At 48.4% G+C, this 13,890-nt stretch carries 16 protein-coding genes and 1 riboswitch; of the genes, 4 read left to right on the forward strand and 12 right to left on the reverse strand.

Annotated features, from left to right (window positions below; translation table 11 throughout):
• Nucleotides 1-450 precede the first annotated feature (450 nt).
• The 3 genes from ACJMLT_RS03585 to ACJMLT_RS03595 form a co-directional block, all read right to left on the reverse strand.
• Nucleotides 451-1,809: an MATE family efflux transporter gene (locus ACJMLT_RS03585; RefSeq protein ID WP_405726717.1), complete on the reverse strand. Its 1,359-nt coding sequence runs from the start codon at nt 1,807-1,809 to the stop codon at nt 451-453.
• A 146-nt stretch (nt 1,810-1,955) separates the two neighbouring features.
• Nucleotides 1,956-2,552: a LysE family transporter gene (locus ACJMLT_RS03590; RefSeq protein ID WP_405726720.1), complete on the reverse strand. Its 597-nt coding sequence runs from the start codon at nt 2,550-2,552 to the stop codon at nt 1,956-1,958.
• Between the two features lie 81 nt (nt 2,553-2,633).
• Nucleotides 2,634-3,344, reverse strand: a complete 711-nt coding sequence (locus ACJMLT_RS03595; protein WP_405726723.1) for a redox-sensing transcriptional repressor Rex — start codon at nt 3,342-3,344, stop codon at nt 2,634-2,636.
• Between the two features lie 194 nt (nt 3,345-3,538).
• Between ACJMLT_RS03595 and ACJMLT_RS03600 the strand changes: the two genes are divergently transcribed.
• On the forward strand, nt 3,539-5,464 hold the full coding sequence (locus ACJMLT_RS03600; RefSeq protein WP_405726726.1) for an ABC-F family ATP-binding cassette domain-containing protein: 1,926 nt from the start codon (nt 3,539-3,541) through the stop codon (nt 5,462-5,464).
• Between the two features lie 36 nt (nt 5,465-5,500).
• Here the strand turns inward: ACJMLT_RS03600 and ACJMLT_RS03605 are convergent, their stop codons facing one another.
• On the reverse strand, nt 5,501-6,121 hold the full coding sequence (locus ACJMLT_RS03605) for a flavodoxin family protein (RefSeq protein WP_405726729.1): 621 nt from the start codon (nt 6,119-6,121) through the stop codon (nt 5,501-5,503).
• Nucleotides 6,122-6,244: 123 nt separating this feature from the next.
• Entirely contained in the window at nt 6,245-6,445 is a 201-nt protein-coding gene (locus ACJMLT_RS03610) for a DUF1858 domain-containing protein (protein ID WP_405726732.1), read from the reverse strand.
• A gap of 192 nt (nt 6,446-6,637) precedes the next feature.
• Between ACJMLT_RS03610 and ACJMLT_RS03615 the strand changes: the two genes are divergently transcribed.
• Entirely contained in the window at nt 6,638-7,417 is a 780-nt protein-coding gene (locus ACJMLT_RS03615; protein WP_405726735.1) for an HpcH/HpaI aldolase family protein, read from the forward strand.
• Between the two features lie 38 nt (nt 7,418-7,455).
• Here ACJMLT_RS03615 and ACJMLT_RS03620 read toward each other — a convergent pair whose 3' ends face one another.
• The 7 genes from ACJMLT_RS03620 to ACJMLT_RS03650 all read right to left on the reverse strand — a co-directional run bounded on the left by ACJMLT_RS03620 (nt 7,456) and on the right by ACJMLT_RS03650 (nt 12,124).
• Entirely contained in the window at nt 7,456-7,632 is a 177-nt protein-coding gene (locus ACJMLT_RS03620; RefSeq protein WP_405726738.1) for a hypothetical protein, read from the reverse strand.
• Nucleotides 7,629-9,014, reverse strand: coding sequence for an MATE family efflux transporter (locus ACJMLT_RS03625; protein WP_405726741.1), 1,386 nt, complete (start codon nt 9,012-9,014; stop codon nt 7,629-7,631). The genes ACJMLT_RS03620 and ACJMLT_RS03625 overlap by 4 nt, the downstream gene beginning before the upstream one ends.
• A 227-nt stretch (nt 9,015-9,241) precedes the next feature.
• On the reverse strand, nt 9,242-9,454 hold the full coding sequence (locus tag ACJMLT_RS03630) for a PF20097 family protein (RefSeq protein ID WP_405726744.1): 213 nt from the start codon (nt 9,452-9,454) through the stop codon (nt 9,242-9,244).
• Nucleotides 9,455-9,472: 18 nt separating this feature from the next.
• On the reverse strand, nt 9,473-9,928 hold the full coding sequence (locus ACJMLT_RS03635) for a hypothetical protein (RefSeq protein WP_405726747.1): 456 nt from the start codon (nt 9,926-9,928) through the stop codon (nt 9,473-9,475).
• Between the two features lie 13 nt (nt 9,929-9,941).
• Entirely contained in the window at nt 9,942-10,466 is a 525-nt protein-coding gene (gene lepB / locus ACJMLT_RS03640; protein ID WP_405726750.1) for a signal peptidase I, read from the reverse strand.
• Between the two features lie 18 nt (nt 10,467-10,484).
• Nucleotides 10,485-11,408: a SufB/SufD family protein gene (locus tag ACJMLT_RS03645; RefSeq protein WP_405726753.1), complete on the reverse strand. Its 924-nt coding sequence runs from the start codon at nt 11,406-11,408 to the stop codon at nt 10,485-10,487.
• Nucleotides 11,408-12,124, reverse strand: coding sequence for an ABC transporter ATP-binding protein (locus ACJMLT_RS03650; RefSeq protein WP_405726756.1), 717 nt, complete (start codon nt 12,122-12,124; stop codon nt 11,408-11,410). Before ACJMLT_RS03650 ends, ACJMLT_RS03645 begins: the two co-directional genes overlap by 1 nt.
• A gap of 262 nt (nt 12,125-12,386) precedes the next feature.
• Between ACJMLT_RS03650 and ACJMLT_RS03655 the strand changes: the two genes are divergently transcribed.
• Together ACJMLT_RS03655 and ACJMLT_RS03660 are read left to right on the forward strand one after the other, a co-directional pair.
• On the forward strand, nt 12,387-12,968 hold the full coding sequence (locus ACJMLT_RS03655) for a hypothetical protein (protein ID WP_405726759.1): 582 nt from the start codon (nt 12,387-12,389) through the stop codon (nt 12,966-12,968).
• A gap of 86 nt (nt 12,969-13,054) precedes the next feature.
• Nucleotides 13,055-13,160: riboswitch (THF riboswitch) on the forward strand.
• A gap of 159 nt (nt 13,161-13,319) precedes the next feature.
• Nucleotides 13,320-13,829, forward strand: a complete 510-nt coding sequence (locus ACJMLT_RS03660; protein WP_405726762.1) for a folate family ECF transporter S component — start codon at nt 13,320-13,322, stop codon at nt 13,827-13,829.
• Nucleotides 13,830-13,890 lie beyond the last annotated feature (61 nt).

A 13,890-nucleotide genomic window follows, 5' to 3' on the forward strand; every position in this document is an offset into this window, starting at 1 on the left:
AACCGGGTACTAAATACCGTGTCCAGCTCTTTTTACTTGTTGTACTCATAATTTTTTTACTCCTTTCTTTGGTGCAGTTTTTCCCTTGCGGGATGGCTTTTGTAATTTGCCCCGCCTCTGCATTGCTATAACAGTACTGCAACGCACAAAAGCAACAGGCAAATAAAAATAGGGATATTCCACAAATGATGAATATATAATTGCGTTTTTGGAATATACCCGTTTGTTCTATATGTTTAACAATTATAGCAACCTTTTTTAAAAAATCAAGTGCATGAATAAAAAAACACTGTATACATTTCAAAATTCTGTCCACGACCCCAGAAAACCACGCCCTGCCATTCCCCCAGCCCCTATCGAATTATGTATACTCCATGTATACATATAAATAAAAAGGCCTGCTTTCCAGAGAAAGCAGGCTCGGAATTTTTATGCAGGATATGCATTTTTTTATGTTACGCTGCCGTGCTGCCATTTTGTGCCGCGGTAACGAATGATAAACAGCACCGCACGAACCGCCCAGTCGATGGTCATGGCGATCCAGACACCGAATACTCCCAGCCCCATGCGGATGCCAAGAATATAGCTGAAGCCGATGCGGAAGATCCACATGGAAACGATGGAAAGGATCATGCAGTAGCGCACGTCTCTGGCGGCACGGAGGGTATTTGCCAGAGTAAAGGCTTCCGGCCAGAAGAACATGCAGCAGATCCCGTGATACCAGATGATCTGTTTGGTAAAGTCCATGGCTTCCGGCGACAGGTTATACAGATACATGATGCCCGGCAGCGCCAGCAGTGTCACCGTGCTGAAGCAGACGATCAGGATATGCACCAGTTTTACGATCTTGCGGGTATAATATCTGGCCGCATCATAATCCCCCGCGCCGATACAGCGGGAGCAGACCGTAATGACCGCCATCCCCACAGACATGCCGGGAAGCACCTGAAAAGTGGCAATGATATTGGAAACGGCATTGGCCGCGATGGACGCTGTACCAAAACCGGTGATGATGCTCAGCACCATGATCTTGCCCAGCTGAAACATCCCGTTTTCCAGCCCGTTGGGGATGCCGATATGGGCGATCTTTTTCAGCATACCGAAATCCAGACGGAAGGAAAAAGGTCTCTGCAGGTGAAGCAGGAGCGAAGGCGATGCCAGCAGACCGGTGATGGCCACGCCGGAAATAATACGGGAAGCCAATGTGGCAATGGCCGCACCGGCCACGCCCATATCAAACACAAAGATCAGGATGGCATTGCCGCCCACATTGATCGTGTTCATGATCATGGAAAGATACATGGGCACTTTGGCATTGCCCATGGTACGGAAAACTGCCGCCCCTGCGTTATACAGGGCAATAAAAGGAATGGATGCGGAAACGATCAGAAGATAGGTTTTTGCCGCTTCCATAACATTAGCCTCGATATCCCCGAAAACACGATGCAGGATCAGATCTCTGGTCAGATACAGCCCTGCCGTGATGGCCAGCGCAAACAATGCCGTAAACAGGATCAGCTGATTCACCGCCTGATTGGCCTTCTCCCGATTGCTCTGCCCCAGATACTGCCCCATGACCACAGAACCGCCCGTGGCCAGCGCCGCAAAAAGGTAGATCAGCAGGATAAAAATATTATCCACCAGAGAAACCCCGGAAACGGCATGTTCCCCAACGGTGGCTACCATGATGGAGTCGGACATCCCTACCAGCAGTGCCAGAAACTGCTCAATGATCATGGGCAGGATCAGTCGTTTCAGATCATGGTTGGAAAAATAATAGGGTTTCCCCTTGATATCTGCCAGTTCCACGTTGTATCCTCCTTTTCTGAAAATAATCTTCTTTCTTCATTAAAACCATAGAATAGTATAATCCTCTCATTTTTGAAAAACAATCGACAACAAAGCGAAAAGAGAGCCCCTTTCGGACTCTCTCTTGTTCAATTTTATAAAACCCATCACAGGAAAAGGGACAGCGCGCAATATACCAGCAGCAAAGCCATCACCGCATTCAGCACTTTCTTGTATTCCTCAAAGAAATTCTGGAAGATGGAGCCAAACAGCACCCAGCAGATATTGGAAAACAGTACCATGAACCAGTTGGCGATCAGCACGACCACAAACATGCCGAAAGAACGGTCATAGGGGAAAACAAAGTTGGTAATCAGTGTCATGCCGTAGAGCAGCCCCTTGGGATTGACGAACTGCAGGATCATCCCCGCCCAAAGGGAGGTAGTATCCAGTTGCATCTTCTTTTTCTCTTCTTTCTTCGGCTTGGGTTTATCCCTCCAGATGATCCATGCCAGCCAGAGGATATACAAAGCCCCCAGCGGCGTCATCACTTTGATGATGACGGGGATATATTCATAAATAAAATAATTGCAGGCAATGGCGATCAGCAGGATCAACGTAAACCCGGAGGTAACCCCAAAGCAGAAGCGCAGACTTTTTCTGAAGCCGTGTTTCGTGCCGTTTGCCATGCACATCAGATTATTTGGCCCGGGGGTGATGCAGGAAACGAACATATAGGACATACATGCAAACCAGTTAAACATAAAAATCACCCTTTACCAAAACCATTCTCAAAAAATCTTCTGTTCGCACAAAAAAGCCGCAAAACTGCGGCTTTGTTTTCTTTATTCTTCTTCTGTATCCTGCATCGGTTTCACGGGCAGACCTTCCTTCAGGTGCTGCTCATGGATATCCTCGCCGCTGTAGTACATTTCATTGATCTTATAGAGCAGTGTCATCAGGCTGTCTGTCAGGTGAACATTTTCCACCAGAACATCCTCAGGAACCTGCAGATCCACATGGCTGAAATTCCACATGCCTTTGACGCCCCATTTTGCCAGATCGTTGGCAACCTTCACCGCCTGAGAACGGGGCAGTGTCAGAATGGCAACATCCACGGGGTTTTCTTTCACATAGTCTTCCATCTGATCGATATCGTATACTTCCACGCCGCGGATAGTCATGCCGATCAGACGGGGATTGATATCAAACACCGCCTTGATGACGAAACCGCGTTTTTCAAAATTAGTATAGTTCACCAGAGCCTGACCGATATTACCGCCGCCTACGACGATCATATTATACAGTCTGTCCAGTCCTAAGATCTTTTTGATTTCGTTATACAGATACTCTACGTTATAGCCATAGCCCTGCTGGCCAAAGCCGCCAAAATTGTTCAGGTCCTGGCGGATCTGGGATGCGGTGATGTTCATTTTGGCACTCAGTTCTTTGGAAGAGATGCGTGTGATATCACTTTCCAGCAGATCACCCAGGTAACGATAGTATCTGGGGAGTCGATTGATGACTGCCGGGGAAATCTTTTTGTCGCTATCCATAATCCCAAATCCTCTCATTATAGAGTGTAAAAACCGCAGAAAAGCAGCGTTTTTCCGTAGCTGCTTTCCCTATTTTCCTATGTTTTCAGTATATCACTCCTGTTATTTTATTGTCAACAATAACTCTTTTAATCCCTTGAATTTTCTGGTATCATGGACAGAGAAAATGCAATCAAAACGGAGGGGTATAACAGATGATACTTGCCTGCAGACAATTACACAAAGCCTATGGCATCGACGTGATCCTGGAAAAGATCACCTTTCATATAGAAGAACGGGAAAAAGCCGCAATTGTAGGGGTTAACGGTGCCGGAAAAACCACCTTATTCAAGGTTCTGACCGGTGAGATCTCTGCTGACGGCGGCGAATTTTACCTCAAAAAAGACACATCCGTCGGATATCTGGCACAGAATATCCATATCGACAGCGACCGGACAATTTACGAAGAAATGCTGTCCGTTTTCGAAAAAGTCATCCAGACAGAGACAAATCTTCGTGAAATGGAAAACGAAATGGGCGGTCTGAGCGGACAGGCCTTGGCTGACAAGATGGAGGAATATTCCAAATTGCAGCATTCCTTCGAAGAGAACGACGGATACAGCTATCAGAGCCGCATGAAGGGCGTACTAAAGGGGCTGGGCTTTACGGAAAGCGACTTCAGCCGACCCATGAACCAGCTTTCCGGTGGTCAGAAAACCCGCGTGCATCTGGGCAAACTGCTGCTTTCCAAGCCAGACGTGCTGCTGCTGGACGAACCTACCAACCATCTGGATATCGCATCCATCGAATGGCTGGAAGATTTCCTCAGAACCTATCCCGGTTCCGTCCTCATCATTTCCCATGACCGTTATTTCTTAGACCGCATCGTCACCAAGGTCATTGAGATCGAAAACAAGAAATCCTACGTTTATAACGGCAACTACTCCTTCTACTGGCAGCAGAAGGAGATCAACCGCGAGATCCAGCAGAAGGCGTATGACATGCAGCAGAAGGAGATCAAACATCAGGAGGATGTCATCCGCACCCTGCGCCAGTTCAACCGCGAAAAATCCATCAAGCGGGCAGAAAGCCGTGAAAAGGTGCTGGATAAGATGGAACGTATCGACAGACCCGATGCCCTGCCCGACCAGATGCGTCTGAACCTGACGCCCCATCTGACCAGCGGCAATGACGTGCTCCACGCGGAAGACCTGTCCAAATCCTACGGCGGACAGAAGATCTTCCAGAATGTTTCCTTCGATGTGAAACGCAGCGATAAGGTAGCCATCATCGGGCCCAACGGCGTGGGCAAGTCCACCTTATTCCGTATGCTGCTGAAAGAGGTTTCCTCTGACAGCGGTCTGATCCGCTTCGGTACCAATGTTTTCGTAGGCTACTACGATCAGGAACAGGCGAAGCTGGACGAAAGCAAAACGATTTTCGAGGAAATTTCCGACTCCTACCCTACACTGACACAGGGACAGATTCGAAATATGCTGGCGGCCTTCGTTTTCACGGGGGATGGCGTATTCAAGCCTATTTCCGCCCTTTCCGGCGGGGAAAAGGGTCGTGTATCCTTAGCAAAGATCATGCTGAGTAAGGCCAATACCCTGATGCTGGACGAACCGACCAACCATCTGGATATGTTCTCCAAGGAGGTTCTTGAAAGTGCCATCAACCGCTACGAAGGGACTTGCATCTACATTTCCCACGACCGTTATTTCATCAACAAAACAGCAGAAAAAATTCTGGAACTGACACCCGACGGGGTCATCCTTTATAACGGCAACTACGATTATTATCTGGAAAAGAAAGCAGAGCGCGCCCGCAACGAAGCGGAAAAAGCCCTGCAGAATCCCCAGAGCGGAACCACTGCCGCATCTACTCAGCCCATCAGCGAAACAAAGAATGACTGGCTGAAGCAGAAGGAACAGCAGGCAGCTGAACGAAAACTGGCCAACAAGATCAAAAAGATCGAAGCAGAGATCGAGGAAACAGAAAACGCCATTGCCAAGGCAGACGAGGATATGGCGGCCTGCGGTACGGATTTCAGCAAGGCCAATGAAATTTTCGCCGAAAAAACAAAACTGGAAGAAAAACTGGAGACACTCTTCGAAGAATGGGAAAAACTGCATTCCTAAAATAAAAAAACAGGCTGAACAGCCTGTTTTTTTATTTTAGTGGATGTAATTTGTTTTGATTTTTTCTTCGCGGAAAGGCAGTGCAATGCCTGCAGCTTTGCCCGCCTCAATACATTTCAAAAGCCATGCCATATTTCTGCCGATGGCACGCATATTCTGCATCCCTTCTTCATCCTGCTTCACTTCCTCGGGCGTATTGCCGTGTACCTGATTCCAGTATGTACCGGAAACCACGGGCATATTGCTGATGGTGAAGTATTTATTCAGCTGGTCAAAGGTTGCGGAAGCACCGCCTCTGCGGCAGGAAACCACCGCCGCCCCCAGTTTATTGGCAAACCCGCCGTTAGACATCATAAACAATCTGTCAAAAGCGGAAGATGCCTGCCCTGCTGCGGAAGCATAATGAACGGGAGCACCCAGCACCATTGCATCTGCCGCCAGAGCCTTGGGCAGCAGTTTATTCACGATATCATCCTGCACGCATTTGCCTGTTTTTCTGCAGGAACCGCAGCCGATACAGCCGCCGATGGGTTTGTTGCCCAGATAGAACATTTCTGTTTCGATCCCTTCCTGACGCAGGGTCTTTTCGATCTCCTTCAGGGCTGTATATGTGCAGCCGTGACCGTTGGGGCTGCCGTTGATAAGTAATACTTTCATTTAAATGATTCTCCCTTCTCTAAAGACCAAAACCGCGCAAAAGCGCGGTTTTCATTCGAGTTCTTTGCCGCTCTTTCTTGCAAGAAAGGGCGTAGGGTTTGGGACAAAGTCCCAAGGTTTTACTTATTTGCTTTCCAGGAATGCGTTGATTTCGGAAACCAGTTTTTCACAGTCCATACCGTGAACCATGGATGCTTCTTCCAGTGTTTCGCCTGCAGCAGAAGGGCAGCCTACACAGTGCATACCGTTCTGCATCAGGATCATACCTGCGCTTCTGTCCATCATCAGCAGTTCGCCAATTGTCATGTCTTTTGTTACTTTCATGGGAAACTCCTCCTTATTTTTGAAATAACTCGCAAATCAACTTGCTGTTCATGGATATGATACCACAAATAAAAAGAAATCACTACCAAAATTCTATTTTTTCCAAAATCTTTGCAAAAATCAGTGAATCGTGCGCAATTTTATACTACAATAGAGGAAAGAAAAACACGCATCCCAAAGGAGTGATTTCCCATGAAAAATACATTGAAAGAAAAACTGGCCCAGGGCGCAAAACCCATCGGCACCTTCTTCGAACTGGGCAGCGCCAGCGTCATCGAAGCTTTAGGCAGAACCGGTCTGGATTTTGTCATTCTGGACAACGAACACGGCCCTTTTGAAGCAGAATCCAGCCGAGACTTTGCCCGTGCGGCGGAAAATGTCGGCCTGACCGCCATCGCCCGTGTCCGAGAAGTAAGCAGACCCGCCGTGCTGAAACTGCTGGATGTAGGGGTACAGGGGCTCATCATTCCTGACGTGCATACCGTCGAACAGGTGCAGCAGATCGTTGACTATGCAAAATATTTCCCCGTGGGCAAAAGAGGGTTCTGTCCTTCCAGAAAGGACGGCTGGGGTTTCGACGAAATGGCACAGCAGTCCGTGCCCGACCAGATGGCCTACTGGAACGAACAGGTGCTGGTGATCCCCCAGTGCGAAACAGTGGGCGCTTATGAAAATATCGAAACCATCGCGAATATGGAAGGTGTAGACGGCATCTTTATCGGCCCCTTCGACCTGTCCATCTCCATGGGTATCCCCGGTCAGTTCGACCATCCCGACTTCGTTGCTGCTCTGGAAAAAGTGAAAAAAACATGTCAGGATGCAGGCAAATTCTGCATGATTTTCGCAGGTGCTCCTGCGGCAGTAGCGGAAAGATTTAATCAGGGATATGACTCCGTGGCGTATGGTCTGGATGCGGCTGTTCTAGCTGCAGCATATAAAGCAAATGTAGCAGATATTCGCTCTAAAATCTGAATCTGACAACAAAAAAGGAAAGGCAACCGCCTTTCCTTTTATTTTTTCTTTCTCGTCATGATAAATCCAACAACACCTATGAGCACTGTAAGCCAACATACCACTAACGTAAGTGTCTGCCATGGTTCCGCATATGTCTTCATATACAGTCCCAGTAAAATCACTTCAATCCCCAAAGATGTTTTAAAAAGAATTCCCCACATTTTTTCGTTCATTCCCCGACACTCCTTTTCATTTCTTTCTGTAATTTTTTACGAACCACACTGAAAAACATCACCAGTGTAAAGCTTGCACCGATGATATCGGAAATAGAGCCTGCGTAGAAGATCTTTTCCACGGGCAGGAACATGGGCATGGTGATCAGCAGGATAATATAGAGGGTCTTGCGGAACAGGGACAGGGGCAGTGCATATTTTACTTTCCCCATGGCTGTCAGCCCGTCCACATAAGCATACTGGACGGCGATGCCCACCAGCCCCAGACAGAACCGACGGATACAGCCCACGCAGACTGCCATCACTGCCGCATCCTTCAGGAAGAGGCCTGCGAAAGCCTGCGGGAACAGCAGGATGAGGATCTGCAGGCCGCCGATATAGGCCAGACAGACCCAAAGCACATCGGTAAAGGTCTGATCCAGTTTCTTTCTTTCCTGCGCCCCATAAAAATAACCGTAAAGCGTGCCGCAGCCCTGGGTGATGCCTGCCGCAGGGCAGGAAACGATGGTCAGGACAGACTGGATGACTGCCGCACAGGTGATATAGGTGGTGCCATTAAAACCGCCGTACTCGCGAAGGGAAGCATTCAGAATGATGACCACGCCGTTATCCAGAATGGTGATCAGGAAGGGCATCATCCCTACCAGCACGATCTTTTTCATCACAGAAAGATCATACCCGCCCATTTCCAGTCGGATCGGCACTTTCCTGCGGCGCAGATACCAGAGCGTAAAGACCGCCATGGCCGCCTGAGCCGTGACTGTGGCTACCGCCGCCCCTTCAATCCCCATATCCAGACCAAAGATCAGGATGGGGTCTAAAATCAGATTCGTCAATGCGCCAATGACCACGGAGATCATCCCCACACGGGAAAAGCCCTGTGCCAGTATAAAATGATTCATACCGATCCCCAGCAGAGGGAAGATGGTACCTGCGGCATAGATGGTAAAATATCTGCTGGCCAGAGGGTACATACTGTCATCACAGCCCAGAAGATACAGCAAAGGGCGCTTGAAAAACAACGCCAACGCAGTGACCACAATACTGATGCAGATGAGCATGACAAAGGCATTATTGACGGGCTTTTTTGCCCCTTCGATATCCTTCTGCCCCAGACAGATGCTCATGCGGGAAGCCCCACCCACGCCCACCATATAGGCAAAGGCGGAAATAGCCGTCAGGGCAGGGGCGCAGATGCCGATGCTGGCCAAAGAAAGTTCCCCTACATCGGGGATGCGGCCAACAAAGATACGGTCTACAATGCTGTAGAGAATATTGAAAAACTGGGCAAACATAGCAGGGATCCCCAGTTTGATGACTAAATTTCTTACAGGGGTCTCATCGAAAAATGCGTTGATGCCCCTCTCTTTTGTTTTTTCCATATTTGTTTCCTCGTTTCTACGAAAAACGACCTCTTTCGAGGTCGTTTGATTATTGTTATATTGCGGAAGGGTTCGGGAAACCCTTCGGGTTTCCTGAATGGAATCCGCAGACGGAATTTACTTCCGTCGAGGAAAACAGGCTGTCGCCTGCCACTTTGCAGGCACAGATCTGTTTATTCTTCTGTCTCACAACGCAAAATCCTGATTTTGCGTTAAGCGCTCAGCGCTTATCTTCCGCCCAAAGTATCGGGAATGTCTAAGATCATTTTTCTGCAATGAGGGCACAGATAACCTGCGATCTTCGCATCGCCCATGAAGCTTTTCGCCAGCAGGTATTCCTGCTTTTTGCCTGTTTCGGGGTCTGTGGTCTTCCACTGCACGAATCTGCCGGAAACCATGGTGCCTTCAGACATTTCATTCTGACAGAAAGGACATTTCATATCGGTCACTCCTTCTTCTTATTCTGCAGGTTTCAGCACAGTACTGTCTGTTGCATCCCCTTTGATACGGAATGTGCTGTCCTTGGGTAATACGTCTGCAGTCATCACGCCCGATGCTGTTACCAGATCTTTTTTCTCTTCGTCGGTAAATTCGATCACCAGATATTCGGGGTCTGCGTCAGGCTTTGTGCCAAACAAGCCCTGCGGGATCCCTGCGTAATAGATCAGGAATGCATCTGTTTCTTCGTCTGCTTCGCCCAGATCTGTTTTTACTTCTTCTCTGGTCATGCCTACAAAACGGGTGCGGTCAACCAGATCCTGCAGCATCAGCTGACGGCTGTTGCCTTCGTAATTCACCCATTTTTCTGTTTCAAAACTCGTTCTGGTATCATGGATTCTTCCGCCGACGAATACCGCCACCGCCAGAACCACCAGAATGGCTACGATAATCTTATCCTTTGCTTTCAATTCCATCTTGAAGCCCTCCTCAGGAAATCCACTTGAAGCCTTTATAGTAACGCAATACGACCTTCCCCAGAATCTCATCCTCGGGTACAAATTTATTTTCCCAGAAGCGAGAATCCAGCGAATGATTTCGGTTATCTCCCATCATAAAATAGCTGTCTTCGGGCACCACATAGGGGCCAAAATCCCCCTGTGTCGTTTCTGCGATATAGTCCTCCGTCAGCATTTCGCCATTGACATAGACTGCGCCGTCTGCCACTTCCACCACGTCGCCCTCCGCGCCGATGATTCGTTTGACATAGAGGGTTTTTCCCGTGGGGTCATCGGGATAGCGGAACACGACAATATCCCCTTCCACCGGTTCATCGAACCAATAGGATGTGCGCAAGGCAAGGATACGGTCGCCGGCCATAATGGTATTTTCCATAGAGCCCGTAGGAACTTCGGCATTGACAATGAGGAAGGAATTGACTGCCCCCGCCAGAACCGCCGCCAGCAGGATCGTCTTCACCCAGCTGATGACCTCTGTTTTCACTGTACTGCTCATCTGCCCATCTCCTTTGGCTTATTTCAGGAAACCGTTGATGATCTGTGCTTCCGCTTCGTCTTCTGTCAGACCCAGTGTCATCAGTTTTGTCAGCTGGTCGCCGGCAATTTTACCGATGGCTGCTTCATGAATCAGGGATGCATCCACGTGGTTTGCTGTGATCTCGGGTTCTGCCGCAACGATACCGTTGTCCATGATGATGGCGTCACATTCGGAATGGCCATAGCAGTCTGCGTTGCCGTTGATCTTGGAACGGAACAGCTGTCTGGAATTATCCTTCGCTACGGAACGGGAGATCAGCTTCGCGCTGGAGCCTGTGCCGTTCAGATCTACATCGAAGGATGTTTCCGCATACTGGTCACCGTGAGTCATGATTTTTTCCTTGATGATCATGGTTGCGCCGTCAGCCAGTTTTGCGGAGGAGATTCTCTTTGTAGAGTCTACACCTTTCAGCTGAACGGTGTCCATTTCGATATAAGCGTTTTCTTCCGCTTCGATATGGGTCTGGGGGTTGATGATACGTTTGCCGTTGCCGTCCCCTTCGCCAATGTGTTTTTCTTCATAAATGATCTTCGCATTTTTGCCTACGAAGAAACGGTGGATGCCTTCGTGGATGGAGTCATCACAACCGCAGTTGTGGATGCCACAGCCGGCGATGATCTTGATTTCCGCACCTTCGCCGATGTGGAAATCGTTATAGGCGATATCATGCACGCCGTCTGCTGTGATCAGCGCAGGAATATGCACGTCTTCATTTTTTGTAAAGGGTTTTACATAGATATCCAGACCTGCGCCGTTGGGCTTAGGTACGATGTCGATATTTTCTGTGGATTTTCTGCCTTCAGACGCACCGTTGTTACGGATATTGAATGCACTTGTTGCAGGGATATTTACCAGACCGGATACTTCCTGCAGCAGATTTTTTACGATATCATTCAGCATTATTTGTTACCTCCCATCAAAACTCTGCAGCCTGTTTCCAGACCGAACAGACCGGGCAGTACTTCTTCTTTGGTACCGATCTGTTTTACTTCGCCGCCGCTCAGGAGAACTACCTGGTCAGCGATATCCAGGATTCTTTCCTGGTGAGAAATGATCATGATGGAACCCTGAATTTCTTCGTGCATTTTTTCAAACACGTCGATCAGGTTTTTGAAGCTCCACAGGTCGATGCCCGCTTCGGGTTCATCGAACAGGGTCAGTTTTGTTTTTCTTGCCATAACTGTAGCGATTTCGATACGTTTCAGTTCACCGCCGGACAGGCTGGAGTTTACTTCACGGTCGATATAGTCTTTCGCGCACATGCCAACCTCTGCCAGATACTGACAAGCTGCTGCTGTAGACAGTTCCTGACCGCTGGCCAGTGTGATCAGGTCTTTTACTGTTACGCCTTTGAAACGAACAGGCTGCTGGAAAGCAAAGCTGATGCCTGCCTGCGCGCGTTCTGTGATGTTCATGTTTGTGATATCCTGACCGTCCAGAATGATCTGGCCGCTGTCAGGTGTTACGATACCGGCAATGATTTTTGCCAGTGTGGATTTGCCGCTGCCGTTAGGGCCTGTGATCACGATGAATTTTCTGTCATCGATAGTCAGATTGACGTTATTCAGAATCTGTTTGCCATCTGCGGAGAAGCAGATATTCTTCAGTTCCAGCATATTATGATTCCTCCTGTTTATGAAATATTTCTCTGAGAAACATTTTTCTTCCTTTTATTTTGTGCTTCCCGCCGAAAAAAAGACAGAAAACACTAATTTTTATTATAGCCCCCCATACCATATACTGTCAATGTTTTTGCCTATTCCCACCAGATTTCTCGGACAAAAAATACAGAAAAGCCTTTCCCTTGAAAGGATTTCACGAATATGGTAAAGTTATCACAGATAAATCAAATTTTTTCTGAAAAAAGGAGAGATCATCATGCTTGGTTTTCATACAGACGGCATCCGCTTTTTCGGCGCATCCGAATCCCTGCTGGCAAGGGCAAAACAGCATAAACTGCCCATCGTAAAAACATCCACCACAAACACACTGGTTTTCGCCGTTGACACAGCGGAACCTCTGACCAAAAAACTCTACATGACCTCTTTTCTGGCACCCCAGGCTCCCTGGTTTTCCTGCTTCGTGGGCGATGCGGAAAGACCTGCGGACTATTCCCTGCATTTTGCCACAGAAAATGACCTGTTCGACTTTATTCTGGCCATGTATTACTGCTCTCAGGGCTTCCTCCATCTGGACTTTGACCTGCCCGAACTGGTTTCCAAACTGAACCCCGGCCCGGAATACATGATCCGCTCCTTCGAAGAAAAAGACTTCCACAAGATCGGCGAAGAAGGTGCTTTTGCAGCCTGCTTCTGTTTTCTGGAAGGCGGCTTTATGGAAAGCGACCGTCTTTTCGGCAAACTGACAAAGGAATACGGCGTAGGCGCAGACAAGATCATGCTGGCAGGCTCCTTTGATTCCAAATATCAGTTCCTGCGTACCTTTATCCCCCAGAAATAAGGAAATTACAGCAACTTCCTCTTTACAAACGGGGACAAGCGTACTAGAATAAATACGCAGACGATTTTTGTCGTTCTGTGCAAATACACAGAGTAGGGCTTTGCGCGTGAAGTGTCCGATGGACGGGGAGTTGTCATCGGAACGAAAAAAGGCAGTTCGCCTTTTGCGATGCAGGACCCGCATCCCGCTGTCTCCATAATAAAGATGAACGATATAGCCTCTTTGTTATCCATACAGCCAGCCTGTTTTTCAAAACAGGACGTATTTGCGTTGTGATAATAGAGGGGTTTTTGTTTGTAAATACAAAAATACCCTCCTGTTTCTGTTGAAAAAAGAAAAGGAGGTTTTTTCATGACAGAAAATCAAATTTCCGCTACTCACCGTATTGTACTGATGGCCATGCTGGCAGCGATCCAGATCGTTCTTTCCCGCTGGCTTTCCATCAACCTTTGGAACCTGAAGATCGGCTTTGCCTTTGTGCCTATCGCTATGGCGGGGATGCTTTTAGGGCCTGTCGGCGCGGGGCTGACGGGGGCTGTTGCCGATATCATCGGTGCAACACTGTTTCCCAGCGGCGCCTTCTTCCCCGGGTTTACGCTGACTGCCTTCATCACCGCCTTTGGCTACGGCTTCTTCCTGCAGAAAAAGCAGAGCATGACGAACATTCTGGCGGCGGTACTGTTTTCCGAGATCGTGGGCACGATCTGCCTGAATACCCTGTGGATCTCCATCCTCTACGGCACACCCTTTATCCCCACCATGATCCCCAGACTGGGGCAGGCGGTTGGCATGGGTATCGTGGAAGTCCTGGTGATCCGTCTTTTGGCAAATTATGCCCCTCAGCTGAAAGCGGCTGTATAAAAAAAGGAGTGTCTTTCGACACTCCTTTTTGATTGCTTCGTTTTCGATATTCGCTGTGCCT

Source organism: Anaerotignum sp. (assembly GCF_045122575.1).
In the GTDB taxonomy this organism is placed as follows: Bacteria; Bacillota; Clostridia; order Lachnospirales; family Anaerotignaceae; genus Anaerotignum_A.

What these genes read in the sequence shown, in the direction of transcription:
- ACJMLT_RS03590 (WP_405726720.1), bottom strand. Translation starts at nt 2,552, where the DNA reads ATGTTTAACTGGTTTGCATGTATGTCCTATATGTTCGTTTCCTGCATC.
- ACJMLT_RS03595 (WP_405726723.1), bottom strand. Translation starts at nt 3,344, where the DNA reads ATGGATAGCGACAAAAAGATTTCCCCGGCAGTCATCAATCGACTCCCC.
- ACJMLT_RS03600 (WP_405726726.1), top strand. Translation starts at nt 3,539, where the DNA reads ATGATACTTGCCTGCAGACAATTACACAAAGCCTATGGCATCGACGTG.
- ACJMLT_RS03605 (WP_405726729.1), bottom strand. Translation starts at nt 6,121, where the DNA reads ATGAAAGTATTACTTATCAACGGCAGCCCCAACGGTCACGGCTGCACA.
- ACJMLT_RS03610 (WP_405726732.1), bottom strand. Translation starts at nt 6,445, where the DNA reads ATGAAAGTAACAAAAGACATGACAATTGGCGAACTGCTGATGATGGAC.
- ACJMLT_RS03615 (WP_405726735.1), top strand. Translation starts at nt 6,638, where the DNA reads ATGAAAAATACATTGAAAGAAAAACTGGCCCAGGGCGCAAAACCCATC.
- ACJMLT_RS03620 (WP_405726738.1), bottom strand. Translation starts at nt 7,632, where the DNA reads ATGAACGAAAAAATGTGGGGAATTCTTTTTAAAACATCTTTGGGGATT.
- ACJMLT_RS03625 (WP_405726741.1), bottom strand. Translation starts at nt 9,014, where the DNA reads ATGGAAAAAACAAAAGAGAGGGGCATCAACGCATTTTTCGATGAGACC.
- ACJMLT_RS03630 (WP_405726744.1), bottom strand. Translation starts at nt 9,454, where the DNA reads ATGAAATGTCCTTTCTGTCAGAATGAAATGTCTGAAGGCACCATGGTT.
- ACJMLT_RS03635 (WP_405726747.1), bottom strand. Translation starts at nt 9,928, where the DNA reads ATGGAATTGAAAGCAAAGGATAAGATTATCGTAGCCATTCTGGTGGTT.
- lepB (WP_405726750.1), bottom strand. Translation starts at nt 10,466, where the DNA reads ATGAGCAGTACAGTGAAAACAGAGGTCATCAGCTGGGTGAAGACGATC.
- ACJMLT_RS03645 (WP_405726753.1), bottom strand. Translation starts at nt 11,408, where the DNA reads ATGCTGAATGATATCGTAAAAAATCTGCTGCAGGAAGTATCCGGTCTG.
- ACJMLT_RS03650 (WP_405726756.1), bottom strand. Translation starts at nt 12,124, where the DNA reads ATGCTGGAACTGAAGAATATCTGCTTCTCCGCAGATGGCAAACAGATT.
- ACJMLT_RS03655 (WP_405726759.1), top strand. Translation starts at nt 12,387, where the DNA reads ATGCTTGGTTTTCATACAGACGGCATCCGCTTTTTCGGCGCATCCGAA.
- ACJMLT_RS03660 (WP_405726762.1), top strand. Translation starts at nt 13,320, where the DNA reads ATGACAGAAAATCAAATTTCCGCTACTCACCGTATTGTACTGATGGCC.